General features: G+C 72.4%; 19 protein-coding genes. 12 read left to right on the top strand and 7 right to left on the bottom strand.

What is annotated here, in order from left to right; all coding sequences use genetic code 11:
* The first annotated feature begins 16 nt into the window (after positions 1-16).
* The 3 genes from AB0D34_RS00885 to AB0D34_RS00875 are packed head-to-tail and all read left to right on the top strand — an operon-like array spanning position 17 to position 2,823.
* Positions 17-922, top strand: a complete 906-nt coding sequence (locus AB0D34_RS00885; RefSeq protein ID WP_362654446.1) for a universal stress protein — start codon at positions 17-19, stop codon at positions 920-922.
* Between the two features lie 12 nt (positions 923-934).
* Positions 935-1,957 carry a zinc-dependent alcohol dehydrogenase gene (locus tag AB0D34_RS00880; RefSeq protein ID WP_362654443.1) on the top strand — a complete coding sequence of 341 codons (1,023 nt, stop codon included), beginning with the start codon at positions 935-937 and terminating at the stop codon, positions 1,955-1,957.
* The gene (locus AB0D34_RS00875; protein ID WP_362654440.1) at positions 1,954-2,823 is read left to right on the top strand and encodes a universal stress protein; all 870 of its coding nucleotides are present in this window, start codon (positions 1,954-1,956) and stop codon (positions 2,821-2,823) included. The genes AB0D34_RS00880 and AB0D34_RS00875 overlap by 4 nt, the downstream gene beginning before the upstream one ends.
* A 17-nt stretch (positions 2,824-2,840) precedes the next feature.
* Here the strand turns inward: AB0D34_RS00875 and ppk2 are convergent, their stop codons facing one another.
* Entirely contained in the window at positions 2,841-3,644 is an 804-nt protein-coding gene (ppk2, locus tag AB0D34_RS00870; RefSeq protein ID WP_362655358.1) for a polyphosphate kinase 2, read from the bottom strand.
* Positions 3,645-3,673: 29 nt separating this feature from the next.
* On the opposite strand from ppk2, the gene AB0D34_RS00865 reads away from it, so the two are divergent.
* Positions 3,674-6,067, top strand: coding sequence for a phosphoketolase family protein (locus tag AB0D34_RS00865; protein WP_362654437.1), 2,394 nt, complete (start codon positions 3,674-3,676; stop codon positions 6,065-6,067).
* A 157-nt stretch (positions 6,068-6,224) separates the two neighbouring features.
* Complete coding sequence (locus tag AB0D34_RS00860) at positions 6,225-7,964, top strand: GAF domain-containing sensor histidine kinase (protein ID WP_362654434.1); 1,740 nt, start codon at positions 6,225-6,227, stop codon at positions 7,962-7,964.
* Positions 7,965-8,002: 38 nt separating this feature from the next.
* Here AB0D34_RS00860 and AB0D34_RS00855 read toward each other — a convergent pair whose 3' ends face one another.
* On the bottom strand, positions 8,003-8,680 hold the full coding sequence (locus tag AB0D34_RS00855) for a uracil-DNA glycosylase (RefSeq protein ID WP_362654431.1): 678 nt from the start codon (positions 8,678-8,680) through the stop codon (positions 8,003-8,005).
* A 108-nt stretch (positions 8,681-8,788) separates the two neighbouring features.
* Here AB0D34_RS00855 and AB0D34_RS00850 point away from each other — a divergent pair, with 108 nt between their 5' ends.
* Both AB0D34_RS00850 and AB0D34_RS00845 read left to right on the top strand, forming a co-directional pair.
* The gene (locus AB0D34_RS00850; RefSeq protein WP_362654428.1) at positions 8,789-9,772 is read left to right on the top strand and encodes a BadF/BadG/BcrA/BcrD ATPase family protein; all 984 of its coding nucleotides are present in this window, start codon (positions 8,789-8,791) and stop codon (positions 9,770-9,772) included.
* Between the two features lie 95 nt (positions 9,773-9,867).
* Positions 9,868-10,791 (top strand): hypothetical protein, encoded by a 924-nt coding sequence (locus AB0D34_RS00845; protein WP_362654425.1) that lies wholly within the window; start codon positions 9,868-9,870, stop codon positions 10,789-10,791.
* Positions 10,792-10,870: 79 nt separating this feature from the next.
* Here the strand turns inward: AB0D34_RS00845 and AB0D34_RS00840 are convergent, their stop codons facing one another.
* On the bottom strand, positions 10,871-11,905 hold the full coding sequence (locus tag AB0D34_RS00840; RefSeq protein ID WP_362654422.1) for a lactonase family protein: 1,035 nt from the start codon (positions 11,903-11,905) through the stop codon (positions 10,871-10,873).
* Positions 11,906-12,006: 101 nt separating this feature from the next.
* Positions 12,007-13,494, bottom strand: a complete 1,488-nt coding sequence (locus AB0D34_RS00835; RefSeq protein WP_362654419.1) for an FUSC family protein — start codon at positions 13,492-13,494, stop codon at positions 12,007-12,009.
* 208 nt (positions 13,495-13,702) lie between these two features.
* Here AB0D34_RS00835 and AB0D34_RS00830 point away from each other — a divergent pair, with 208 nt between their 5' ends.
* The gene (locus AB0D34_RS00830) at positions 13,703-14,179 is read left to right on the top strand and encodes an Lrp/AsnC family transcriptional regulator (RefSeq protein ID WP_362654416.1); all 477 of its coding nucleotides are present in this window, start codon (positions 13,703-13,705) and stop codon (positions 14,177-14,179) included.
* A gap of 19 nt (positions 14,180-14,198) precedes the next feature.
* Positions 14,199-14,888 (top strand): HAD family phosphatase, encoded by a 690-nt coding sequence (locus AB0D34_RS00825; RefSeq protein ID WP_362654414.1) that lies wholly within the window; start codon positions 14,199-14,201, stop codon positions 14,886-14,888.
* Positions 14,889-15,640: 752 nt separating this feature from the next.
* Here AB0D34_RS00825 and AB0D34_RS00820 read toward each other — a convergent pair.
* Positions 15,641-17,056 carry an FAD-binding oxidoreductase gene (locus AB0D34_RS00820; protein WP_362654411.1) on the bottom strand — a complete coding sequence of 472 codons (1,416 nt, stop codon included), beginning with the start codon at positions 17,054-17,056 and terminating at the stop codon, positions 15,641-15,643.
* Positions 17,057-17,156: 100 nt separating this feature from the next.
* Positions 17,157-19,778, bottom strand: a complete 2,622-nt coding sequence (locus tag AB0D34_RS00815; RefSeq protein WP_362654409.1) for an AAA family ATPase — start codon at positions 19,776-19,778, stop codon at positions 17,157-17,159.
* 148 nt (positions 19,779-19,926) lie between these two features.
* On the opposite strand from AB0D34_RS00815, the gene AB0D34_RS00810 reads away from it, so the two are divergent.
* A complete protein-coding gene (locus AB0D34_RS00810; protein WP_362654406.1) occupies positions 19,927-22,623 on the top strand; it encodes a beta-L-arabinofuranosidase domain-containing protein in 2,697 nt (898 codons plus the stop codon).
* A 22-nt stretch (positions 22,624-22,645) separates the two neighbouring features.
* On the opposite strand, the gene AB0D34_RS00805 is transcribed toward AB0D34_RS00810, so the two are convergent.
* Entirely contained in the window at positions 22,646-23,140 is a 495-nt protein-coding gene (locus tag AB0D34_RS00805; protein WP_362654403.1) for an FBP domain-containing protein, read from the bottom strand.
* A 70-nt stretch (positions 23,141-23,210) separates the two neighbouring features.
* Between AB0D34_RS00805 and AB0D34_RS00800 the strand changes: the two genes are divergently transcribed.
* Positions 23,211-23,780 (top strand): WHG domain-containing protein, encoded by a 570-nt coding sequence (locus AB0D34_RS00800; protein ID WP_362654400.1) that lies wholly within the window; start codon positions 23,211-23,213, stop codon positions 23,778-23,780.
* 16 nt (positions 23,781-23,796) lie between these two features.
* Complete coding sequence (locus AB0D34_RS00795) at positions 23,797-24,966, top strand: GDSL-type esterase/lipase family protein (protein WP_362654397.1); 1,170 nt, start codon at positions 23,797-23,799, stop codon at positions 24,964-24,966.
* The last annotated feature ends 427 nt before the right edge of the window (positions 24,967-25,393 follow it).

The raw sequence follows: 25,393 nt of genomic DNA, 5'->3' as shown, positions 1-25,393 counted from the left end.
TCAGGAGGTGGAGATCATGACCCGCACCGTCACCGTCGGCCTGGACGGCTCGCGTGAGAGCCGGGCGGCGGCCGAGTGGGCGGCCCGCGAGGCGCAGCTGCTCGGTCTGGCGCTGAGGCTGGTCCAGGTCTGGGAGCCGGTGCCGGCCCCCATGGCGCAGGCGCCGCTGCTCGGTGCCGAGACCCGGCAGCACTGGACCGAGCGCATTCCCCGGGAGACATCCGAAGGCCTCCGGTTGCGCCACCCCGGCCTCGACGTGATCACCGAGCAGCTCTCCGGCCGGCCCGCGGAGGTGCTGGCGGGCGCGGCGAAGGAAGCCGAGCTGCTGGTGCTGGGCTCGCGCGGTCTCAGTGGGGTCGGTGGATTCATGATCGGCTCCGTCGGTCTGTCGGCGGTGGCACATTCCGAGCGGCCTGTCGTCCTGGTCCGGGCAGGTGAGCAGGCGGCCGACGAGCACGAGATGGACCCGACCGGCATCCCGTCCGCCGCGACCCCGTTCCGGCCCGTCGCCCTCGGACTCGACATCGAGAGCCCGGACGAGGAACTGATCGCCTTCGCGTTCGCGGCCGCCGCCCGCCGCAGCACCTCCCTGCGGGTCGTGCACGGCTGGAACCCGCCCCCGTACTACGCCTACGGCCTGTCCGTGGACCTGGAACTCCACGGGGAACTGACCCGGCGCGAGACCGCCGCGCTGGCGGAGGTCCTGGCCCCGTGGCGCAGGAAGTTCCCGCAGGTCGAGGTCACCGAGGAGTCCTTCTACGGCACCCCCGCGGCCCACCTCGTCGACGCCTCCCGCGAGGCCTCGCTCGTCGTCGTGGGCCGGCGCATCCGCCGCAGCCCGTTCGGCGCCCACATCGGCCCCGTCACCCACGCCGTTCTGCACCACTCCGCCGCCCCCGTCGCCGTGATCCCCCATCCCTGAGGAGCAGCAACCATGAAGGCAGCAGTCGTACGAGCCTTCGGCGAACCCCTGGTCATCGAGGAACGCCCCGACCCCGAGCCCGCCCCCGGCCAGGTCCGCATCCGTGTCGAGGCCTCCGGGCTCTGCCACACCGACATCCACGCCGCCCGCGGCGACTGGCCCGTCAGGCCGAACCCGCCCTTCGTGCCCGGCCATGAGGGTGTCGGCATCGTCGAGAAGCCCGGCGACGGGGTCACCCACCTGTCCGTCGGGCAGCGGGTCGCCGTGCCCTGGCTGGGGAAGGCCTGCGGTCGGTGCGAGCACTGCCTGTCCGGCTGGGAGACGCTGTGCGAGCGGCAGGTCAACACCGGATACGGCTGCGACGGCGGCCACGCCGGGAAGATGCTCGCCTGGGCCGACTTCGCCCAGCCGGTGCCCCGCGGAGTCACCGCCGTCGACGCCGCCCCGCTGACCTGCGCGGGCGTGACCACGTACAAGGCGCTCAAGGTCGCCGGAGTACGGCCCGCGCAGTTCGTCGCGATCTCCGGGATCGGCGGACTCGGTCATCTGGCCGTGCAGTACGCGAAGATCGCCGGGGCCCAGGTGGCCGCGATCGACGTCACCGACGAGAAGCTCGAACTCGCCGCCGAACTCGGCGCCGACCTCCTCATCGACGCCCGCAAGGACGACGTGGGCGACGTCCTCAAACGGTACGGCGGGGCGCACGCGGCGATCGCCCTGGCGGTGAACGAGGACGCCTTCGCCGCCGTCAACTCCGGACTGCGGCGCGGCGGCAAGCTCGTCATGGTCGCCCTGCCCGCGCACGGCACGGTCCAAGTCCCGATCTTCGACACCGTCCTCAACGGCACCAGCGTGATCGGCTCCATCGTCGGCACCCGCCAGGACCTCGCCGAGGTGTTCCGGCTGCACGCGGCCGGCCGCACCCGGGTCATCTCCGAGACCCGCCCGCTCGACACCGTCAACGAATCCATCGACGACGTACTGCGCGGCCAGGTCAGGGCACGGATCGTCTTCGAGATGGGAGCAGGACGATGAGCGCCGTGGAGCTTCCGATCGTCGTCGGCGTCGACGGCTCCGAACCCAGCCTGCGCGCCGCCGACTGGGCGGCCGACGAAGCCGTCCTACGCGGGGTGCCGCTACGGATCGTGAACGCCTGCCTGTGGGAGCGCTACGAGGGTGCCGCTCTCGCCCATGACCTGGGCGAGGGCGCCGGCCGGGTGCTGCCGCAGGATGTCGTCCGCGGTGCCGTCCGGCGCGCGGGCGCCCGGCAGCCCGACCTGAAAGTGACCTTCGAGGTGGTCTTCGAGGAGCCCGAGTACGCGCTGGTCCGGGAGAGCCGTGACGCCTCCCTGCTGGTCACCGGCACCCGGGGCCGCGGCGGCATGGCCGAGGCGCTGCTGGGTTCCGTGAGCCTGACGGTGGCCGGGCATGCGCACTGCCCGGTGGTCGTCGTCCGGGGCAGCCACGACAACCAGGCACGGTCGGGGCGGCACGGCCGGATCGTCGTGGGCGTCGGCGACACGGCGGCCGTGAACTTCGCCGTCGAGGAGGCCGAGCGGCGCGGGGTGCCGGTGGAGGCGATACGGGCCTGGCGGTGCCCGGCGCACGAGAACACCGACCACCCGCTGCTGACCGGGGAGCCCGCCCGGCTGCACGAGCAGGAGGCGGTGGAGACGCTGGACGCGGCCCTCCAGTACGTACCCGCGGACGCCGAGCTCCGTCGCCGTACGGTCGAGGGCCCCGCCGGAGATGCTCTGGTGGCCGCCTCGCACCAAGCCGACCTCCTGGTCGTGGGTGCCAGGCGCCGCCCGCGGCACTTCGGGCTCCAGCTGGGCCGGGTGGCCCACCGGGTGCTGCACCACTCCGCCTGCCCGGTCACGATTGTGCCCGAGCAGGGGTGAGCGAGGTGACCGGCTGCTCAGAGGCTCGCCGCGTGGTCGGGGACGTAGGTCTGCAGATCGCGCGGCGGCCGCTCGTAGCCGGTCGACTTCGGCCGCTTCGGCAGTTCGAGGACCGGCGGCGGCACCTCCCGGTAGGGCACGGAGGACAGCAGGTGGGCGATCATGTTCAGTCGTGCCCGGCGCTTGTCGTCGCTCTCCACGACGAACCAGGGCGCCTCCGCGATGTCGGTGTGCACCAGCATCTCGTCCTTGGCCCGGGAGTACGCCTCCCAGTGGGTGATCGACTCCAGGTCCATCGGCGACAGCTTCCAGCGGCGCAGCGGGTCCTCCAGCCGCTTGCGGAAGCGCTCCTGCTGCTCGGTGTCGCTCACCGAGAACCAGTACTTGCGCAGCACGATCCCGGCCTCGACGAGCATCCGCTCGAAGATGGGGCATTGGCGCAGGAAGAGCTGGTACTCCTCCCTGGTGCAGAAGCCCATCACGTGCTCCACCCCGGCCCGGTTGTACCAGGACCGGTCGAACAGCACGATCTCGCCGGCCGCCGGCAGATGCTCGACGTACCGCTGGAAGTACCACTGGGTGCGCTCGCGCTCGGTCGGCTTCGGCAGCGCCGCGATCCGGGCGACCCGGGGGTTGAGGTGCTCGGCGACCCGCTTGATGGTGCCGCCCTTGCCCGCCGCGTCCCGGCCCTCGAAGACCACGACCACCCGGGCGCCCTCCGCGCGCACCCACTCCTGGAGCTTCACCAACTCGGTCTGCAGACGCAGCAGTTCCGTCTCGTACGTCCTGCGCGGCAGCTTCGCCGCCATGCCGCCTCCCACATCCGACGACCTGCCCACGGAGCCCTTCCATGTCCCAGTTCGAACGCGTCGAACACCTCGACGCCACCGTACTTTCCGACGACGAACTGCGCACCCTGGACGCCCATTGGCGAGCCGCCAACTACCTGGCCGCCGGACAGATCTACCTGCTGGCGAACCCGCTGCTGACCGAACCCCTGCGGCCGGAGCACATCAAGCCGCGGCTCCTCGGCCACTGGGGCACCTCCCCCGGCCTGAACCTCGTGTACACCCACCTCAACCGGGTGATCAGGGCCCGCGGTATGGACGCGCTGTGCGTGTGGGGCCCGGGTCACGGCGGGCCGTCCGTGCTCGCCAACTCCTGGCTGGAGGGCAGCTACAGCGAGACCTACCCGGACGTCTCCCGGGACGCGGAGGGGATGGAGCGGCTGTTCCGGCAGTTCTCCTTCCCCGGCGGGGTGCCCAGCCATGTCGCCCCGGAGACACCGGGCTCGATCCACGAGGGCGGTGAGCTCGGATATTCGCTCGCCCACGCGTACGGGGCCGCCTTCGACAACCCGGACCTGCTGGTCGCCTGCGTGATCGGGGACGGCGAGGCCGAGACCGGACCGCTGGCCGCCTCCTGGCACTCCAACAAGTTCCTCGACCCGGTCCACGACGGTGCCGTCCTGCCGATCCTGCACCTCAACGGCTACAAGATCGCAAACCCGACCGTGCTCGCCCGGCTCCCCGAGTCCGAACTCGACGAGCTGCTGCGCGGATACGGCCACGACCCGATCCACGTCAGCGGCGACGACCCGCTCCAGGTGCACCGGGCCATGGCCCGGGCCCTCGACGAGGCGCTGGACCGCATCGCGGCCGTACAGCGGTCGGCCCGTGAGGACGGCCGCGCAGAGCGCGTGCACTGGCCCGTCATCGTGCTGCGCACCCCCAAGGGCTGGACCGGCCCGGCGGAGGTGGACGGTGAGCCCGTCGAGGGCACGTGGCGCGCCCACCAGGTCCCGCTGTCGCAGGTCCGCGAAAATCCCGAGCATCTACGGCAGTTGGAGTCCTGGCTGCGCTCGTACCGGCCCGAGGAGCTGTTCGGCCGGGACGGCCGGCCCGTCGCCGACGTCCTCGCCTGCGTCCCGGAGGGCTCCCGCCGTCTCGGCTCCACCGCGCACGCCAACGGCGGGCTCCTCCTGCGCGACCTACCCATCCGCTCACTGGACGACTACGCCGTACCCGTCGAGAAGCCGGGCACGACCCTGCACGAGCCGACCCGGGTCCTCGGAGACCTCCTGGAACAGGTCATGAGGGACACCGGCGTCCGCCGGGACTTCCGGCTCGTCGGCCCGGACGAGACCGCCTCCAACCGGCTCCAGGCCGTCTTCGGCGCCAGCGGCAAGGCCTGGCAGGCCGAGCGACTGCCGGTCGACGAGCACCTGGACCCGCACGGCCGGGTGCTGGAGATCCTCTCCGAACACACCTGCCAGGGCTGGCTGGAGGGTTATCTCCTCACCGGGCGAAACGGCCTGTTCTCCTGCTACGAGGCGTTCGTACACATCGTCGACTCGATGGTCAACCAGCACATCAAGTGGCTCAAAACGTCTCGGGAGTTGGCCTGGCGCGCCCCCATCGCCTCCCTCAACTACCTGCTGACCTCCCACGTCTGGCGCCAGGACCACAACGGCTTCTCCCACCAGGACCCCGGTTTCGTCGACCATGTCCTGAACAAGAGCCCCGAGGTCGTACGGGTCTACATGCCGCCGGACGCCAACACCCTTCTGTCGGTGGCGGACCACGCCCTGCGCAGCCGCGACCACGTCAATGTGATCGTGGCCGGCAAACAGCCCTGCTTCGACTGGCTGTCCATCGACCAGGCCCGCGCCCACTGCGCCCGCGGCGCCGGGATCTGGGACTGGGCCGGCACGGAGGACGGCTCCCGTGAACCCGACGTGGTCCTCGCCTGCGCGGGCGACGTTCCCACCCAGGAGGTCCTGGCCGCGGCCCAGTTGCTCCACCGCCACCTGCCGGACCTCGCCGTCCGCGTGGTCAACGTCGTCGACCTCGCGCGTCTGCTGCCCCACGAGGAACACCCGCACGGCATGGGCGACTTCGAGTACGACGGCCTCTTCACCGCCGACAGGCCGGTCGTCTTCGCTTACCACGGCTACCCCTGGCTCATCCACCGCCTCGCCTACCGCCGCACCGGCCACAGGAACCTGCATGTGCGCGGCTACAAGGAGTCCGGCACCACGACCACACCCTTCGACATGGTCGTCCGCAACGACCTCGACCGCTACCGCCTGGTCATGGACGTCATCGACCGCGTCCCCGGACTCGCCGTACGCGCCGCCGCCGTACGGCAGGAGATGGCCGACGCCCGCACCCGCCACCAGGCGTGGATCCGCGAGCACGGCACCGACCTGCCCGAGGTCGCCGACTGGACTTGGAACACCTGACGCCCCGCTTCGCGCGCCTCGGACGGGATCCGACGGGCGGGCGGGCGCCGCCGACTCCGTATCCGGACCCGTACCGTCGCCCTCCGAGGGCCGGTAGCGTGGCCCATGACTGGAGCGGCCGGTGTCAGCCCGCCCGACATGCCGGAGGAGGGCGCAGGTGGGGAGCTCCGAGGAGCCTCAGCAGCCTCGCGTACGGCTGCCTCAGCTGAGGCTGGACGAGCTGCTCGGGGAGCTGCAGGCGCGGCTGGACGCCGCCCGCGGCACCCGGGACCGGGTGCACAGTCTGCTGGAGGCGGTCCTCTCGGTCGGCCGGGAGCTGGATCTGGAGCAGGCGCTGCACGGCATCGTCGAGGCGGCGGCCGTGCTGGTCGACGCCGAGTACGGCGCCCTCGGCGTGATCGGTCCGGACGGCAAGCGGCTGTCCGCCTTCCACACCGTCGGGGTCTCCGAGGAGCGCATCGCCCGCATCGGTCCCTTCCCGGAGGGACACGGCATCCTCGGCGAGCTGATCAGCCGTCCCGAGCCGCTGCGCCTGGCGAAGATCTCCGAGCACCCGGCCTCGTACGGCTTCCCGCCGAACCACCCGCCCATGAACACCTTCCTCGGCGTCCCCATCCGGGTGCGCGACCAGATCTTCGGCAACCTGTACCTCACCGAGAAGCGCGGCGGAGCACAGTTCGACGGGGAGGACGAATCGGTCCTGTCGACCCTCGCCGTGGCGGCCGGTGTGGCCATCGACAACGCCCGCCTCTACGAGGAGTCCCGGCTGCGGGAGCGCTGGCTGCGGGCGAACGCGGAGGTCACCCACCGGTTGCTGTCCGGCGGCGGCCGGGCCGACGTGCTCGCTCTGATCGCCGAGCGGGCCGGCGAGATCACCGGCTCGGCGCTGGCCGCGGTCGCGCTGCCCATGACGGAGACCGGCTCGCTCTCGGTGGAGATCGCCGTCGGACTGCACGCGGAGGCGCACCAGGGACTCGTGCTGCCCATGGACTCCACCTTGATGGGCCTGGCCTTCGCCACGATTGCCCCCGCGGTCAGCGCGGACGTCTCCCACGACGACCGAATCTCCCCGCAGCCGCCCCGCTTCGAGGGGCTCGGTCCCGCCGTGGCGGTACCCATCGGCACGGGTGAGCAAGGGGTGCGAGGCGTGCTCCTGCTGGCCCGGGAGTCGGGCACGACCGGGTTCTCGACGACCGAGACCGAAACCCTTCAGGCCTTCGCCGCCCAGGCCGCCATCGGGATGGAGCTGGCGGAACGGCGGCAGGACGCCGAGGAGGTCGCGGTGCTCAAGGACCGTGACCGCATCGCGCGCGACCTGCACGACCTCGCGATCCAGCGGCTGTTCGCCACCGGGATGACCCTGCAGAGCGCGGGCCGGTTCATCGACCATCCCGAGGCCTCCGAACGCGTCGTGCGCGCGGTGGACGACCTCGACGAGACCATCAAGATCATCAGGTCGACGATCTTCGGCCTGCGCTCACGTGAAGGAGCCGCCGGGACGGGACTGCGGGCACGGGTGGTGCGGATCGCCGGCGAGGCCGCCCCGGTACTGGGCTTCGCGCCCAGTGTGCGGATGGAGGGGCTGCTCGACACCGACGTACCGCGCGAGACCGCCGATCACGTGGTCGCCGTACTCTCCGAGGCCCTGACCAACATCGCCCGCCACGCCCACGCCGACCGCGCCGACGTGGCCCTCACGGCGGAGTCCGGCCGGGTCCGCCTCACCGTCACCGACAACGGCGTCGGCATTGCGCCCGAGGGCCGCCGCAGCGGGCTGGGCAACATGGCCGAGCGGGCCGAACAGCTCGGCGGCGGGCTGGAGTTGCGCGCCCCCGCGGGTGGGGGCGCCCTGCTGGTGTGGTGGGTGCCGGTGCCGACCGCTCAGGATGCCGGGTGAAGCCGGTCTCACAGGCCGCCGGCCGATATGCCGGTCCTCTAGGGCAGTCGCCACTCCACCGGCTGTGCACCCTGCCGTACCAGCAGGTCGTTGGCCCGGCTGAACGGCCGGGAGCCGAAGAAGCCCCGGTCCGCCGACATCGGTGAGGGGTGGGCCGACTCGATCGACGGAAGGTCGCCGAGCAGCGGTCGCAGATTGCGCGCGTCCCGTCCCCACAGGATCGACACCAGCGGCGTACCGCGGGCCGCCAGCGCCCGGATGGCCTGCTCGGTGACCTCTTCCCAGCCCTGACCGCGGTGGGCGCCGGGCTTGCGCGGGGCCGTGGTGAGTGCCCTGTTGAGCAGCAGCACGCCCTGCTGGGTCCACGGGGTCAGATCACCGTTCGACGGCCGCGGCAGGCCCAGGTCGGAGTGCATCTCGCGGAAGATGTTCTCCAGGCTCCCCGGCAACGACCGCACCTCGGGCGCCACCGCGAAGCTCAACCCGATGGCCATGCCCGGTGTGGGGTACGGGTCCTGACCCACGATCAGGACCCGGACGTCGTCGAAGGGCTGTTGGAAGGCCCTCAGCACGTTCGCACCGGACGGAAGATAGGTCCGGCCCGCGGCTATCTCGGCCCGCAGGAAGTCCCCCATCGCGGCGATGCGTTCGGCCACAGGATCGAGAGCCTTCGCCCAGCCCGCTTCAACAAGTTCATGCAAAGGTCGTGGTGCCACGGCGCGACTCTACTGGCACCCACGGACACCCTGCGTACGCGGGGAAGACTTCGCGCAGAGGCCCTGTCCCGGGCGCTACTCTTCCTCCCCGACGGGAAGGGAGACGCCGTGACCGGTAGCACGGGGGAAGGTTTCCTCGCCGTCGATTCCGGCGGCTCAGGGTTGCGTGCCGTCATCGGTGTCCCCGGTCGCGGCAGCACGGCCCCGAGGGAGTCACGGGTGCCCGTGAGGACAGGGCCACGTGGGATCGAGCCGGGCCACCTGATGGAACAACTGGTGCCCATGGTCCGGGCGTTGCTGCCGGAGGCGGGAGTGACCGGGCTCGGTTCCGCCGTCGTCGGGGCGGCCGGTCTCGCGACCCTGGGCGATGCCCTGCGTGCCGAGCTTCCCGACGCGCTGGGGCGGGAGTTCGGGGTCCGGACCGTCGCGCTGGTCGCGGACGCGGTGACCGCGTACACCGGTGCTCTCGGACCGCGGCCGGGTGCGGTGGTCGCCGCCGGGACAGGTCTGATCGCGATCGGCACCGACCTGAAGTCCTGGCGCCGTGCGGACGGCTGGGGTCATCTGCTGGGCGACTGCGGGAGCGGTGCGTGGATCGGGCGGGCCGGACTGGAGGCCGCGCTGCGGGCCCACGACGGCCGGCCCGGGGGCTCGGCGACGCTGCTGGCCCTGGCCGAGGAGGTGTTCGGACCGGCGCGGGAGCTGCCCGGCAGGCTGTACCCGCGTACGGACCGGCCCGCCGTCCTCGCCTCCTTCGCACCGCAGGTGGCGGCCTGCGCCGACAGCGACCCGGTCGCCGACGGCATCCTGCGTGCGGCGGCCCGGCACATGGCCGAGTCGGCGGCCGCGGTCTGCCCGGCCGAGGGTGAGCCGTATGTCGGTCTCACCGGTGGCTTGTTCAGGTTGGGTGCCGCCCTCGTCGTACCGCTGGAGGAGGAGTTGAAGCGACGGCTGCCGCACGCCCGGCAGGTCGCGGCAGCGGGCGGGCCGTTGGAGGGATCGGTACAGATCGCCGCAGAACTGGCGCGGAGTTCGCTCACCCTGCCGAGTGACGAGTCGATGCTGTACGTGGTGACCCCAAAGAGGGGCTGAAGCGGACGTAACTCATCAGACAAAACCGGACGGATACCGCTCACCTGCACCCTCCCCGAACAGGGGAGCCCTCTGAGCCAGTAACATGCGTCGCCATGAGCTCCCCCACTGGGCCCGCGTCCGGCCTGCCAGTACGAATGCCGCGACCTCGCCAGCCCGGGCGGCACCGCCGACCCGAGCCCCTGGCGGCTCCCGAGGGCGCGCCCGCGCTCGTCCTCGCGGTGCCCGGTACGCCCGGCCCCGCCACGCGCAGCCTCGCCGAGGAGGTCGTGAGCATCGCCCGCTCCGAGCTGCCCGGCCTTGATGCCCGGATCGGGTACCTCGACGGGGACGACTCGGAGTTCCCCACACTCCAGGCCGTGCTGACCCATGCCGCCGAGGAGCGCACCGCGCGTTACGAGCAGGCCAGGGCCGCCGGAATGGACGTTCGGGAGCCCGAGGGCCCGGTCGCGGTCGTGGTGCCGCTGCTCGCCGGTCCGGACAACGCGCTGCTGCGCCGGATCCGCCAGGCCGTGATGGACAGCCGGATCGCGGCCGACCTCACCGATGTGCTGGGCCCGCACCCGCTGCTCGCCGAGGCGCTGCACGTACGGCTGTCGGAGGCCGGTCTGGCCCGCGCCGACCGTGCCCGGCTGTTCACCGTGGCGACGGCCGCGGACGGCATCGTGCTGGCCGCCGTGGGCGGCGAGGAGGCCGTGCAGGCGGCCGGGATCACCGGCATGCTGCTCGCCGCGCGTCTCGCCGTGCCGGTGATGGCCGCGGCCCTGGACCAGGACGGCTCGATCGCGTCCATCGCCGACCAGCTGCGGTCCTCCGGTTCCCAGCAGCTGGCGCTGGCGCCTTACCTGATAGGGCCCGAGATCGACCCGGCCGTCATCGAGGAGGCGGCGAAGGAGGCCGGCTGCTCCGCCGCGGAGCCGCTCGGCCCCTACCCGGCGATCGGCAAGCTCGCCCTCGCCAAGTACACGACCGCGCTGGGCATCGCCCCGCAGCAGGCGCAGGGCGCACCGGTGCGCTGACCTCGCGCACCGCGACCGTGACGCCGAAAGGGCCCGCTCCAGACCTCGGAGCGGGCCCTTCGGCATGCGGGCGCGTGGTTCAGTCGAAGATCACGCAGGACGCGGCCGACACCTCGATCGAGCCCTCGTAGCGCGGCAGGCCCGTCTCCGGGTCCACGGCGAACCAGGTCACCTCGCCGGAGCGTTCGTTCGCGACGTACAGGAAGCCGCCGGACTCGGCGAGCGCCCGTGGCCAGTCGCCGCCGCAGTACACCGTGCCGACCAGCCGCAGTTCGTCGCCCTCGACGGCGAACGTGGACAGGACGTCCTCACCGCGGGTGGCGGTCCAGACGAAGCGGCCGTCGGGGGACGCGACGACGCCTGACGGGTACGCGTCGCGCGACGCGGCGCCCGCCAGCACATGGGCCTCGCTCAGGGGCTTCAGGGAGCCCTTCTCGGCGTCCCAGCGGCATGCGGTGACGGTCGGGGTGAGCTCGTTGAGGACGTAGGCACGCGTGCCGTCGGGGTGGAAGGCCAGGTGACGGGGGCCGGATCCGGGACGCAGGGCGATCTCGCGGTGCACGTCGAGCGTGCCGTCCGTCAGGGTGCACACCCGCACCGAGTCCGTGCCGAGGTCGACGCTGACGACCCACCGCCCGCTCGGGTCGGACTGCACCTGGTGGGCGTGCGGGCCCTGCTGGCGGGACGGGTGCGGGCCCGAGCCGGTGTGCCGGAGGACTCCGGTGGGGGCGTCCGCGAGGGTGCCGTCGGGGCGCAGGGGCGTGGCGGTCACGCTGCCGGAGCCGTAGTTGGCGGTCAGGACGTGCCCGGCGTGCACGGCGATGTGGGTGGGCCCGTTCCCGTCCACCGGCACCGGCGGACCGGTCGGCGCGGGCCTTTCGCCGGTCACCCGGTACGCGGCCACCGCGCCCTCGGCCGTCTCACTGACCGCGTACAGGACCTCCCTGTCGGCCGACAGGGCCAGATACGACGGATCGGGTACGCCGTTGAGGGCGCCCAGCACCTTCAGCGCACCCGTGTCCGGGTTCACGGTCGCCGTCACGATGCCGGGGCCCCCGGCAGCCGTGAACGACCCGATGTAGGCCCGTCGCCGCCGCTCGATGCCGTCTGCCACCGTCGTCCCCTCTCGGTCCTGTGTCGTTCGGGGCGACGGTAGCAGTCGATCACCAGCGGTCTAGACCAGCCCGGGCAAAATCTCACCGGGCCGGTGCGGGGTCAGGCTCCCACCAAGGGCGAGCCCGGCGGCGTCCGCAGCGGTGCCGCCAGCTCCGCGAGCGCCCGCTCCAGGCCATGCAGATGGGTCAGTGCGGGTCCCTCGGCGGGCGGGCGCTCCGTGACCGGGAGGTCGCGGCCGCCGGTGAGGGCCTCCACCGCGGTCTCCACCCGCCGGCACGCGACGGCCAGCCGGGTGTCGTGCGCGGCCTCGGGGTCGGCGGCGACGGTGACCAGGCCGCGGATCTCGCGGGCGCAGTCGTCGAGGAGGGCGAGCACCCGGCGGGCGCGGCGCTTGCGGCCCCGCATGGGGTTGAGAGGGTGGACCAGCGGGGCCACCGAGAGCCGGACCCGGCCGAGCAGTTGCTCCAGTTCGGTCACCCGGGCGGCCGGGTCGGCCTCGGTCGTTCCGGCGAGGCGGGCCGCCGCCTCCGCGGTGCAGGTGTGAACGCGGCGCAGGGCGCGCTGGATCCAGGCGTCGGTGACGGCATGTGTGGTGATCGGCAGGACGAAGAGCACCGCCAGGACGGCCCCGACCGCGCCGACCCCCGTCTCCGCGAACCGCAGGGCCAGCAGGCCGGGGTTCAGGACGCCGAGAAGGCCGTAGAGGAGCTCGGCGAGCAGGGTGACCCAGAGCATCATCCAGGTGTAGGAGACGGCGGCCGAGTAGAAGACGCCGAAGACACAGACGGCGACGAGTACGGCCGTCGGGGCGGGCGCGCCGTGCAGCGGTACGGCGACCAGCAGACCGAGTCCGATGCCGATCACCGTGCCGAGGACCCGGCGGAAGCCGCGCACCAGGGTCTCGCCGCGCGAGGTGGTGTTCACGAAGATCCACCAGGTGGCGCCGACGGCCCAGTACCAGCGCTGGCCCGAGAGCAGCTGGCCGACGACGAGGGCGAAGCCCGCGCCGGCCGTGGCCTGGACCGCCTGGCGGGTGGTCGCGCGGGCGAGGCCGGTGCCGGCGGGAGGGGCGGGTACGGGCGCCGGGGGCAGTTGGCGTTCGTAGCACCACAGGCCGAAGCGGACCGCGGCGGCGGTGAGCAGGGACAGCAGGACGGCGGCGGACAGCTCGGGCAGTCGGTCCGTGGTCGTGTGCAGGAACTGCGCCACGAAGAAGGTCATGAACGCGAAGACACCGAGGCTGTGCCCGCGCGGGCCCCAGCGCCGGGCGTACACGCCCGCGCCGACCACAGCGAGGAAGGTGAGGTCGCGGGCGACGGGGTGATCGTGGAGTTCGGCCGCGGCGGCGAGGACGGGCAGGCCGACGGCGGGCAGCAGAACGGTGGTGACGGCCTGCCCGCGCACGGTGGCGTCCGTGACGGTGAACAGGGCGAGCAGCGCGGCGAGACCGCCGGTGACGGCACCGGCCAGCGAGTGGCCCGCGAGCCCGCACACCACGACCGCGAGACCGATGCCGAGCACCGCCCGCGCGGCGAAGCGCAGCCGGGCCCGGCCCGGGTCCGGAGCCATGAACACCCTCTTCAGCACGTACCGCCCCCTGGAACCCTTGTGTGCCGGGTGCACCGGCATGGAAAAGGCGCCGCGGGGTCCGCAGCGCCATCGACGGGCCCATTGCAGCATCCTTGCCACTGGTGGCTCAAGCGAGGTCGAATATGCTGGGCCATTGGTACAGGAGAAGTGGTTCCTGGGCGCACATCGGTGGGCCGACGGACCAGGCACGAGGAGGCCGTACGTCATGACCGTGGACGAGCTCGACACCCGGATCCTGCGGCTGCTGCTGGAGCAGCCGCGGACGAGTGTGCGGGAGTACGCGCGGATACTCGGGGTTGCCCGCGGGACCCTGCAGGCGCGGCTCGACCGGCTGGAGCGGGACGGGGTGATCACCGGTACGGGGCCCTCGCTTTCGCCTGCCGCGCTGGGGCATCCGGTGCTGGCGTTCGTGCACATCGAGGTGACGCAGGGGCGGCTGGACGACGTGGGGGACGCGCTGGCGGCCGTACCGGAGATCGTGGAGGCGTTCTCGATCGCGGGCGGCGGGGATCTGCTGACGCGGGTGGTGGCGCGGGACAACGCGCATCTGGAGGACGTGATCCAGGAGGTGATCAGTCTGCCGGGTGTGGTGCGCACGCGTACCGAGGTGGCGCTGCGGGAGCGGGTGGCGTACCGGTTGCTGCCGCTGGTGGAGTCGGTCGGGCGCACTGCCCGAAACTGATCTTTGACATCCTGGGGCCATGAGCGGGCTCAGCGGAATATCGGTCATCTTCGATCTCGACGGAACACTCGTGGACAGCGAGCCGAACTACTACGAAGCGGGTCGGCTGACGCTCGCCGAGTACGGCGTCCCGGGCTTCAGCTGGGCCGATCACGAGCGGTACGTCGGGATCAGTACGCAGGAGACGGTCGCGCACTGGAAGTCGCTGTACGGGCTGCGGGCGTCGGTGGCGGAACTGCTCGCCGCGAAGAACCGGCGCTATCTGGAGCTGGCGCGCACGGCCACGCGCGCGTACCCGGAGATGCGGAAGTTCGTGGAGCTGCTGGCCGGTGAGGGTGTGCCGATGGCCGTGGCCTCGGGGTCCTCGCCGGAGGCCATCGACGCGATCCTGGCCGGGACGGGGCTGGACGGGTACCTGCGGACGGTCGTCTCGGCCGACGAGGTGGCCCACGGCAAGCCCGCCCCGGACGTCTTCCTGGAGGCGGCCCGCCGACTGGGCGCCGACCCGGCCGACTGCGTGGTCCTGGAGGACGCCGCCCCGGGCGCCGCCGCCGCGCACGCCGCGGGGATGCGCTGCATCGCAATCCCGTACGTCGCCGCCCAGGCGGATGCCCCGGAGTTCGCCCACGCCGATCTGCTCCTACGGGCAGGCCAGGAGGAGTTCACGGCACGGGCGGCTCATGAGTGGCTGACGCGGAACACCGGCTGACGTGACCACGGGGTCCGGCTTGCGCGCAGGCCGGCTCAGAAGCCGACCGGGCAGCCCGGGCGCAGGCGCGGGTGGCTCCGGGCCGGCTCAAGACCCGAGCCGAGGGCCACCCGCGCCACAGCGGCGACGCCACGGGCCCCGGACCGGCCCAGAAGTCGGCCCCAAGGACAACCCGGACCGCACGGGCGACGCCACGGGACTCGGACCGGCCCAGAACCCAGCCCAAGGGCCACCCGGCACAGGCACAAGCCACGAACCCCGGGTCGGCTCAGCAGCCGAGCCGAGGGCCACCCGCGCCACAGCGGCGACGCCACGGGACTCGGACCGGCCCAGAACCCAGCCCAAGGGCCACCCGGCACAGGCACAAGCCACGAACCCCAGACCCGCCCAGGAGCCGTCCCAAGGGCAACCGGGCGCAGGGGCGAGCCCCCGGGCCCCGGGCCCCGGGTTGATCCGGCGGAGGGGCGCCTGCTGGGGACGAGCCCAGCTGGCGACTCCTACCGCCGGGGCCGATCCGATCCGATCCGGGCCAGGGCCCGACGGGGGCCGACTCGGCCGAAGGCACAGCCCGCAGACCCGTTTCCCGGCCGGTGGTGCGGGTCGGGAAACGGACCGATCAGGGCGCGGCCGTAGGCGGGCATGCGCACCGTCTCGGTGCCGGTCACCGGTGGAGCGCGGCCGTACCGGGCCGTGGCCGACCGGCTGCCCGGCTGTCCGGCTGTCCGGCCTGAGGCGGCCCGCCCCGGTCCGTCCTACGGCCGTGCCCCGTGTGACGGTTTCGGGGCCGGGTGGATGTTCTGGTTGAGGCGGAACACGTTGTCCGGGTCCCGGTCGGCCTTGATGCGGGAGAGGCGGTCGTAGTTGCCGCGGTAGCTGGCGCGGACGCGCTCCTGACCCTCGTCCATCATCATGTTGACGTAGGCGCCGCCCGCCGAGTACGGGTGGAGGGCGTCGAAGTAGTCGACGGTCCACCGTTTGATCAGCTCGGCGTTGGCCGGGTCCGGGTCGACGCCCGCGTAGACGGAGGCCCAGTTGGCGTGGCGGTAGGCCCAGGGGGTCTCGTCCTGACCCACGTCGTGGGCGGCGCCGTCGATCGGGTAGAGGTGCATGGTCGACTGCATGGTCGGCACCTCGGCGCCGTACTTGGCGTGCAGCTGGACCGCCTCGTCCGGAATGGTCTCGACGAAGTCGGCCCGCCAGTACCACTGGTGGCCGGGCGGGTAGAGCCCGTCGAACATGGACTGGAGGTCGGGGTGCTGCATGACCATGGGCGCGTGCAGCAGCGGCGCGGGCAGGGCGTCGAGCAGCGGGGCCATCGCGCGGGCGGCGGCCTCGGTGTCGTCGCCGGTCCAGCACCACACCACGCCCGCCGTCTTGCGGAGCTGGATCTCCTCGGGGAACGGCGGGGCCGGCGGGGCCGTGCCGTACAGGAAGAATCCGCCCAGCTCCCGGGGCGCGTCCAGGATGAAGTCCCGGTAGACGGAGAGCACTTCGGCGCTCACCTCGACGGGCCAGAAGGTCGGACCGGCGATGACCGTGCCGACCTCGTGCAGCCGGAAGACGAACGAGGTCACGACGCCGAAGTTGCCGCCGCCGCCCCGGATGGCCCAGAACAGGTCGCTGTTCTCGTCGGCGCTCGCCCGTACCCTGCGGCCGTCGGCGAGGACCACGTCGGCCTCCAACAGGTTGTCGATGGTCAGCCCGCACCTGCGGGTCAGATGACCGAGCCCGCCGCCGGTGGTGATGCCGCCGACGCCGGTCGTGGAGACGATGCCGCTCGGCGTGGCCAGGCCGTGCGCGTTGGTGGCACGGTCCACCTCGCCCCACACGCAGCCGCCACCGACCCTGACGGTGCGGGCCGCCGGGTCGACCTGGATGTCCTTCAGGGGTGACAGGTCGGCGACCACTCCCCCGTCGACGGTGCCGAGTCCGGCGCCGTGGTGGCCACCGCCCCGGACAGCGAGCGGCAGACCGTGCGCGCGGGCGAAGCCGATTGTGCGGGCCACCGCGTCCGCGTCGGCGCAGCGGGCGACGAGGGCGGGGCGCCGGTCGATCATCGCGTTGTAGACGGTACGGGCCTCCTGGTAGCCGGCGTCGTCGGGGCCGATCAACTCCCCGGTGAATCCGGTCAGTTCACGACGTGCGGCCTGGGCGGGCGTGCTGGACATGGGGTCCCCCGTTTCCGAATCGGGTCGATTCGCCCGTTCTACTCGCGTCGCGCGGAAGCGGACATCCGTGACCGTCACCCAGCTCGGCGACCCGGCATACCTACGTCTGCGACCCGTCGGGCAGCAGCCCGAGCTCGGCCGCGCGTGCGGCCGCCTGGCGTCGGCCCGGCGCATCGAGTTTGTCGAGTACGGCCCGCACGTGGTTGTCGATCGTGCGCACCGACACGACGAGCCGGGCGGCGATCTCCGCGTTGGTCAGCCCTTCGGCCAGCAACCGGATCACCTGGAGCTGGCGTTCGGTGAGCCCGGCGGGGTTCTCGCGGGTCGCGGCGAGGGGGCCGCGCGGGATGTGGCGCACGCCGAGTTGTCGTAGCTCGGCGCGCAGCAGGCGGGCCGCCGGCTCGGCGCCGAGCGCGTCGAAGGCGGTGAGGGCGGTCAGTTTGTCGGCGGGGTCCGGGCTCTCGGCGAGCGCGGCCGCGTGTTCGTAGGGGCATCCCGCGGCCCGCCAGAGGTCGGCGGCCCGACGCCACTGCCCGCGCGCCTGCAAGGCGTACGGGTGGCCGGAGTCGTCCGGTGGGACGGGGTGGCCCGCCTTGGTGAGCCAGTAGCCGAGTTCGGGCCGGTGCGGCGCGCCGGGCAGCCGGCTCGCCTGGGTGTGCACCGGCTCCGCGGCCTCGATCACGGCCTTCGCGTCCCCGCGCAGCCAGGCCGCCTCCGCCCGCGCCACCGCCACCGGTCCGGTGCGCTGCAGCTCCTTCGTCCCTACGGCGATCTCCCAGGCCTCGGTGAGGAGTTCGTCGGCGCCGGGGCGGCCGCAGCGGACGCGGACCCGGGCGAGGACGGTCAGGGCGGGACAGCGGGCCGGGACGAAGTCGTGCATCCCGTACTCGGCGTGCTTCTCGGCGTCCTCCCAGTCGGCGGCGGCGAGGCGGCGCATGGCGAGCTCGACGTGCAGGTAGTTGAGGAAGCCCAAGTGCTCGGCGCGGTCGGCGAGTTCCATCGCCGGGGGCAGGAACGCGTCGGCCTCGTCGTACTGGAGGTTGTCGAGCAGGGTCCAGATGATGTTGGCGTAGGACCGGCAGGCGTGCTCGACCTCCCCGGCGGCGAGCGCGACGTCGAGGCTCTCCTCCAACTGGGCGCGCCCACCGGGGTCTCCGGAGCGCCAGCGGGCGGTGCCGACGTTGTTGAGGGCGTGCGCGAGGATCGCCGGATCGTCGGCCTTGCGGGCCAGGGTGATGGCGCGCTCGCCGTGTTCGACGGCTTCGGCATAGCGCTCGGACAGCATGCGCAGCTGGGCGGTGTTGCTGACGGCGAGGGCCAACAGCCGGTCGTCGCCCGCGTGTTCGAGGACCGCCACCGCCTCACGCGCGGCCTCCTGCGCCTGGTCGGCGTTGCCGGCCCACCAGTGGATGCGGGACAGCCAGCGCAGGTCGGCGCCGAGGGCGAGGGTGTCGCCCAGGGCCCGGCGCAGCGCGACGGCCTCCCGCTGGGCGGCGACGGCGGCGGCCGAGTCGGCGATGGTGTAGGTCTCCACGGCGTAGCGTTCGAGCAGGTCGGCGAGTTCGGCGGGGGCATAACGGTGCCGTTCGCGCAGCACGAGCCGGAGTTGGGCGGCGGCCTCACGGTGGGCACCGGCCGAGGAGGCGTCGCGCGCCGCGTCGGGGCCGTAACGGGCGATGGCGTCCCGGTCGCCGGCCTGGGCCGCGTGGTGAACGACACGGGCGGCGTCGGATCCCGGACGGGCGACAAGGGCGGCGAGAACGGCCCGGTTGAGGCCGATACGACGGGCGGCGGGCAGGGAGTCCGCGACGGCCCGCCTGATCAACTCGTGCCGGAACGCGACCCGTTCCGGGGTGACGGTGAGCAGACCGCGCTGTTCGGCGGCCGCGAGGACGGAGACGCCGTCGGTGAGCGGACCGCGCCGCTCCCCGGCGCCTTCGGCCAACAGCGCGTCGACCAGCGGGCGTTCGACGGCCGAGGGGACCACGGCGAGTTGCTCCAGGGCGTCCGCGGTGGCGCCGGGCAGCCCCCTCAGCCGGGCGAGCACCGCGTCGACGACGGTCGGGGGTACCTTGCCGGTGCCGCCGGCCGCGACGATCTCGGCGACGAAGAAGGGGTTGCCGTTGGTGACCGCGTACACCTGGGCGGGGTCCACCCGGCCCGCGCTGAGGGTGCGTACGGCGTCCAGGGACAGCCGCGCCAGGGGCAGCCGGTGCACGCGGGAAGCCCGGGACACCTGGCCGAGGAGGTGACGCAGGGGGTGTTCGCGGCTCAACTCGTCGTCGCGGTAGGTCAGGACGAGCAGGGCGGGCAGCCGTTCCACCCTCCGGACCAGGAAGCGCAGGGCGTCCAGGGAGGCCTCGTCGGCCCAGTGGACGTCCTCGACGACGAGGACCGCTCCGCGTAGTTCTTCCAGCAGTGCCTCGTGGACGCGGTGGCGGTCTCCGCCCTCGGTCACGGCGTCGGCGAGTTCACCGCCCACGCTGCCGATCAGATCGCGGAAGGGGCCGAGGGGGCGCCGGGTGGCCAGGTCGTCGCACTCGCCGACGAGGACCCGGGTGCCGTCCGGGAGGTGTTCCGGCAGGGCTCTGACCAGGCTCGACTTGCCGATGCCGGCCTCACCGAGGACGAGCACGACGGATCCGGCCCCGTCCGCCGCCTCCCGCGCGGCCGAGGCCATGCACGCCAGCTCGGGCTCGCGCTCGAGGATCCCCCAATCCACGGAGCCGATTCTGCCACCGGGGACGGCGGAACGGCCCTCCACGACGAGCGGGCCCATTGACGCTGCTCAGCGTGATCCTTATCGTCTGATCGATGACCCGAACAGTGTTCGTGATTACGAACACTGCTCACCAGTAGAGGAGCACCCCATGGCACCGCCCGTGTGGACCGTCCAGCCCTTCGCGCTCGACGAAGTCACCCTCGGCGCAGGCCTGTTCGCGGACAAGCGCGAGCTCATGCTCGACCACGCCCGCGGCTACGACGTGAACCGGCTGCTCCAGGTCTTCCGGGCCAACGCCGGTCTGTCCACCGGCGGCGCGGTCGCACCCGGCGGCTGGGAGGGACTGGACGGCGAGGCCAACGGCAATCTGCGCGGCCACTACACCGGGCACTTTCTGACCATGCTCTCGCAGGCGTACGCGGGCACCGGCGAGCAGGTGTTCGCCGACCGGATCGCGAGCATGGTCAGCGCCCTGACCGAGGTGCGCGCGGCCCTGCGGACCGACCCGAGGACGCTCGCCGTGACCGGCAGGTTCGGCACCGCCCAGGAGAACGTGCGCGGCTCCTACCAGTACGTCGACCTCCCGGGGGCCCTGCTCGGCGGTGCCTCGGCGGTCACGCTGTCCGCGTGGGTCAAGCCCACCCACGCCGACGACTGGGCCCGCGTCCTCGACTTCGGCAACGACACCACCACGTACCTGTACCTGGCCGCCCGCAACGCCTCAGGCGTACCCCGCTTCGCCGTCACGACCGGCGCGGCGGCCGGCGAGCAGGGCCTCGACGGCAACGCCGCACTGCCCCTGGACCGGTGGAGCCATCTCGCGGTCACGATCTCCGGGACCACCGCCACCTTGTACGTCAACGGCACGGCCGTCGCGACGAACACCGCGATGAGCCTCGACCCGGCCGCGCTCGGCACGCTCGCCCACCACTGGCTCGGCCGCTCGCACTACTCCGGTGACCCCGTCTTCGCGGGCGCCTTCGACGAGTTCAACGTCTGGTCCCGGGCCCTGACCGCCGCCGAGATCACCGCCCTCCAGAGCACCAGAGCCTCCGGCACCCCGGCCGGACGCGGCGACCTGGCGTCGTACGACTTCTCCGAGACCACCGGCGGCACCTTCGCCGACGCGTCCGGCCGCGGCCTCACCGCGACCCTGCGCCGCACCTGGGGCGGCCCGAGCCACCCCGGGTTCCTCGCGGCGTACCCGGAGACGCAGTTCATCCAGCTGGAGTCGATGACCTCCAGCGACTACACCAGAGTGTGGGCGCCCTACTACACCGCGCACAAGATCCTGAGAGGCCTCCTCGACGCGTACGCCGCCACGGACGACGCCCGCGCGCTGGATCTCGCGTCGGGCATGGGCGACTGGATGTACTCCCGGCTGTCGGTGCTCCCCGAGGCGACCCTGCAGCGGATGTGGGGCCTCTTCTCCAGCGGGGAGTTCGGCGGCATCGTCGAGGCGATCGTCGACCTGCACGCATGCACCGGAAAGGCCGAACACCTCGCGCTGGCCCGCCTGTTCGACCTGGACAAGCTGATCGACGCGTGCGCCGCGAACACCGACACACTCGACGGGCTGCACGCCAACCAGCACATCCCGATCTTCACCGGGCTGCTGCGGCTGTACGACGCTACGGACGAGGCGCGTTACCTCACCGCCGCGAAGAACTTCTGGGACATGGTCGTCCCGGCCCGGATGTACGGCATCGGCGGCACCAGCACCTTGGAGTTCTGGAAGGCCGCCGGGGTGATCGCGGGCACGATCAGCGACACAACGGCGGAGACGTGCTGCGCGTACAACATGCTGAAGCTGAGCCGGACCCTGTTCTTCCATGAGCAGGCCCCGAAGTACATGGACTACTACGAGCGGGCCCTCTACAACCAGGTGCTCGGTTCCAAGCAGGACAGGGCCGACGCCGAGAAGCCGCGCGTCACCTACTTCATCGGGCTGACGCCCGGTCATGTGCGGGACTACACGCCCAAGCAGGGCACCACCTGCTGCGAGGGCACGGGCATGGAGAGCGCCACCAGGTACCAGGACTCGGTGTACTTCAAGTCCGCCGACGGCAGCGCGCTGTACGTCAACCTGTACAGCGCGTCCCAACTCACCTGGACTGAGAGGGGAATGACGGTCACTCAGACCACGGACTGTCCGAGCGAGCAGGGCTCCACGCTCACCTTCGGCGGGGGCAGCGCCACCTTCGGTCTGAAGCTCCGGGTGCCGTCGTGGGCGACCGCCGGGTTCCAGGTGACCGTCAACGGCGATGCGGTGGACGGGACTCCGGTGCCCGGCTCGTACTTCACGGTGTCGCGGACCTGGAAGGCGGGTGACGTCGTCCAGGTCTCCGTGCCGTTCCGGCTGCGGACCGAGAAGGCGCTGGACGACCCGACGCTGCAGACCCTGTTCTACGGTCCGGTGAACCTGGTCGCCCGCGACTTGGCCACCAGCTACCTGCCGTTCGGGCTGTACGCCGACGCGGCCCTCTCGGGCGACCTGTTGCCGGCCCTCACCCCGGTGAGCGGCAAGCCCCTCCACTTCACGCTGAACGGCACCGAGTTCGCCCCCTTCCACGAGGGGACCGAGGACCCGACCCACGTCTACTTCCGGCGCTCGGAACCCAAGGTCGTCTTCGGCGGGCTCGACTCCGGGGTGGCCAACCCCGTGAAGCCCGACGGCACTTCACTGCTCGACGAGATCTGGGCGGGGGCACCCTTCGTGACGAAGAGCGCGCTCGTCACCCGGGTGCGGTCGACGGTGGACTCCTGGGTGGCGGACGGCCTGCTCGGCGAGGCGGACGGCCGGACGGTGCTGAGCACGGCACAGCAGGCGACGTACGTCTCCTGAACTCCCGCAGGGCGCGGGCGCGCTACGGTCCCACCACCTTGGTGACGAAGGAGGCGAGGTTGGCGACCGTCCGCTGGACCTTCTCCTCCAGCGTGAGCGTCTCGTGCAGCCGCGCACCCGCGCCCGCGTCCCGCTTGCCTCGCACATACAGCGAACACGCGAGGTCGTCGCATATGTAGGCGCCGACCGAGTTGCCCTGCTGTCCGGCCTTGCCCGCCTTCGGGGCGACCATCAGGGAGACCCCACCGGTGTGGGTGGTCAGGCACAGCGAGCACATGCTCTTCCGCGTCTGCGAGAAGCCGCGCGCACCGGCCCGCAGCTGGACGGCGCGCGCACGGCCGTCCAGGACAGCCACGAGGTATGCACGGTCGGGGGCCTGCGGGTCGCGCCAGCCGAGGAAGTCCAGGTCCTGCCAGGGCCGGTCGGCCAGGTCGCGGGGCACGGACAGCCGCTTCGCCTCGCCCTTGGTGCAGTTCACGAAGGCGGCGCGGATCTCTTGTTCGGTCAGCGGTTCCATAATCCCACGCTAGATTGCCTAAAACCTTTAGGCAAATGCATAATCGGCTCTGGCATACAGGAGGACGGTTATGGCACGGGTGGGACTGACCACGGAACGACTGGTCCGGGCGGGCGCGGAGCTGGCGGACGAGGTGGGCTTCGAGCACGTCACCGTCTCGGAGCTCGCCCGGCGCTTCGACGTCAAGGTCGCGAGCCTGTACTCGCACGTCAAGAACTCCCAGGACCTGAAGACCCGCATCGCCCTGTTCGCCCTCGCGGAGCTCGCCGACCTGTCCGCGGACGCGGTGGCCGGACGGGCCGGCAAGGACGCCCTGACCGCGTTCGCCAACGTCTACCGCGACTACGCCCACGCCCACCCCGGCCGCGCCGCGGCGGCCCGGCTCCGGCTCGACCCCGAGACCGCGGCCGCCAGCGCCGGCGTACGGCTCGCGCGGATGATGCGGGCGATCCTGCGCGGCTACGACCTGCCCGAACCCGGCCAGACCGACGCCGTACGGCTGCTGGGCAGCACCTTCCACGGCTACGCGAGCCTGGAGGGGGCAGGTGGGTTCAGCCACAGCTCCCCAGACTCCGAGGAGTCCTGGAACCGGATCCTGGACGCCCTCGACACGCTGCTCCGCAACTGGCCCGCCCACTGACCGACAGGCTGAGGACATGTCCGACTGGATCACCACCCCCGTCACCGCCGAGCTGCTGCGCGGCGCCCTAGACGTGGAGCACACCGAACTCGGGGTGCTGCCGCACCGGCTGCCGGCCCGGGCCCGGGCGCAGAACACCGACGGGCAGCTGGCGATGGCCGAGTCCCAGCCCGCCGGGGTACGGCTGGTCTTCCGCACCCGGGCCACGGCGGTGGAGCTGGACACGTTGCCGACCAAGCGGGCCTATGTGGGAGCCCCGCCGCGTCCGGACGGCCTGTACGACCTGGTCGTCGACGGGCGACCGGTGGGGCAGGGCAGCGTGCTCGACGGCCATGTCATCACCATCGACATGGCCGCGGGGACGTCGGAGGTCAGGGCCGGGTCGCCCGGCACCGTGCGGTTCGACGGCCTTTCGGGCGGGGCCAAGGACGTGGAGATCTGGCTGCCGCACAACGAGACGACCGAGCTGATCGCCCTGCGCACGGACGCTCCCGTGGAACCCGCGGCCTCCAGTGACCGCCGGGTGTGGCTGCACCACGGCAGCTCCATCAGCCACGGTTCCGACGCGGCGAGCCCCAGGAACACCTGGCCCGCGGTGGCGGCGACGCAGGGGGGCGTGGAGCTGATCAATCTGGGCCTCGCCGGGAGCGCGCTGCTCGATCCGTTCACCGCGCGGGCCATGCGGGACACGGCTGCCGACCTGATCAGCGTCAAGATCGGGATCAACATCGTGAACCACGACGTGATGCGGCTGCGCGCGTTCGGTCCCGCGGTGCACGGCTTCCTCGACACGATCCGTGAGGGACATCCGGAGGTGCCGCTGCTGGTCGTCTCCCCGATCCTGTGCCCCCTCCACGAGGACACTCCGGGGCCCTGCTTTCCGGATTTCGGCGAGATCGGGGAAGGTCGGCTGCGGTTCAGGACACTCGGTGACCCTTCCGAAAGCGCGAGCGGCAAGCTGACGCTTCAGGTGATCCGCGAGGAACTGACCCGGATCGTGAAGCAGCGGTCCGCCGAGGATCCCAACCTGCACTACCTGGACGGGCGTGAGCTGTACGGCGAGGCCGACTCGGTGGAGTTGCCGTTGCCGGACGGCCTGCATCCGGATGCGGCTGCGCATCGGCGGATCGGGGAACGGTTCGCGGCGGTGGCGTTCGGGGTTGACGGGGTGTTCGGCAGCGACTGAGGTGCCGGCGCCGCCCGATCCGAGGCAGACGGATCGCCCGGGCCGCTCGGATCCCGAGGCCGAGACACCCCACCGCCGGTACCCCGCTGCGAAAACCGACTCCGGCTGCGGGCACCGGGCTGCGGACCGCGGGCACCGGGCTCAGGGGTTGGGGCACCGGGGACCGGGTTGCGGGACCGCGGGCACCGGGCGCCGGGCACCGGGCACCGGGCACCGGGCTGCGGACCCCCGGCACCGGGCACCGAACGCAGGGCTGCGGACCCCGGGCACCGAGCGCAGGGGTTGGGGCACCGGGCACCGAACGCAGGGGTTGGGGCACCGGGGACCGGGCTGCGGACCGCGGACACCGGACACCGGGCTGCGGGACCGCGGGCACCGCGCACAGGGCTGCGGACCCCGGGCACCGAACGCAGGGGTCGAGGCACCG

It is taken from the genome of Streptomyces sp. NPDC048420 (assembly GCF_040651535.1).
Classification (GTDB): Bacteria; Actinomycetota; Actinomycetes; order Streptomycetales; family Streptomycetaceae; genus Streptomyces.
Note: the sequence above shows the minus strand (reverse complement) of the source record. Positions and strands in the feature narration are given on the sequence as shown.

Coding starts and splice junctions, on each gene's coding strand:
- AB0D34_RS00885 (WP_362654446.1), top strand. CDS start 17: ATGACCCGCACCGTCACCGTCGGCCTGGACGGCTCGCGTGAGAGCCGG.
- AB0D34_RS00880 (WP_362654443.1), top strand. CDS start 935: ATGAAGGCAGCAGTCGTACGAGCCTTCGGCGAACCCCTGGTCATCGAG.
- AB0D34_RS00875 (WP_362654440.1), top strand. CDS start 1,954: ATGAGCGCCGTGGAGCTTCCGATCGTCGTCGGCGTCGACGGCTCCGAA.
- AB0D34_RS00865 (WP_362654437.1), top strand. CDS start 3,674: ATGTCCCAGTTCGAACGCGTCGAACACCTCGACGCCACCGTACTTTCC.
- AB0D34_RS00845 (WP_362654425.1), top strand. CDS start 9,868: ATGAGCTCCCCCACTGGGCCCGCGTCCGGCCTGCCAGTACGAATGCCG.
- AB0D34_RS00830 (WP_362654416.1), top strand. CDS start 13,703: ATGACCGTGGACGAGCTCGACACCCGGATCCTGCGGCTGCTGCTGGAG.
- AB0D34_RS00825 (WP_362654414.1), top strand. CDS start 14,199: ATGAGCGGGCTCAGCGGAATATCGGTCATCTTCGATCTCGACGGAACA.
- AB0D34_RS00820 (WP_362654411.1), bottom strand. CDS start 17,056: ATGTCCAGCACGCCCGCCCAGGCCGCACGTCGTGAACTGACCGGATTC.
- AB0D34_RS00810 (WP_362654406.1), top strand. CDS start 19,927: ATGGCACCGCCCGTGTGGACCGTCCAGCCCTTCGCGCTCGACGAAGTC.
- AB0D34_RS00805 (WP_362654403.1), bottom strand. CDS start 23,140: ATGGAACCGCTGACCGAACAAGAGATCCGCGCCGCCTTCGTGAACTGC.
- AB0D34_RS00800 (WP_362654400.1), top strand. CDS start 23,211: ATGGCACGGGTGGGACTGACCACGGAACGACTGGTCCGGGCGGGCGCG.
- AB0D34_RS00795 (WP_362654397.1), top strand. CDS start 23,797: ATGTCCGACTGGATCACCACCCCCGTCACCGCCGAGCTGCTGCGCGGC.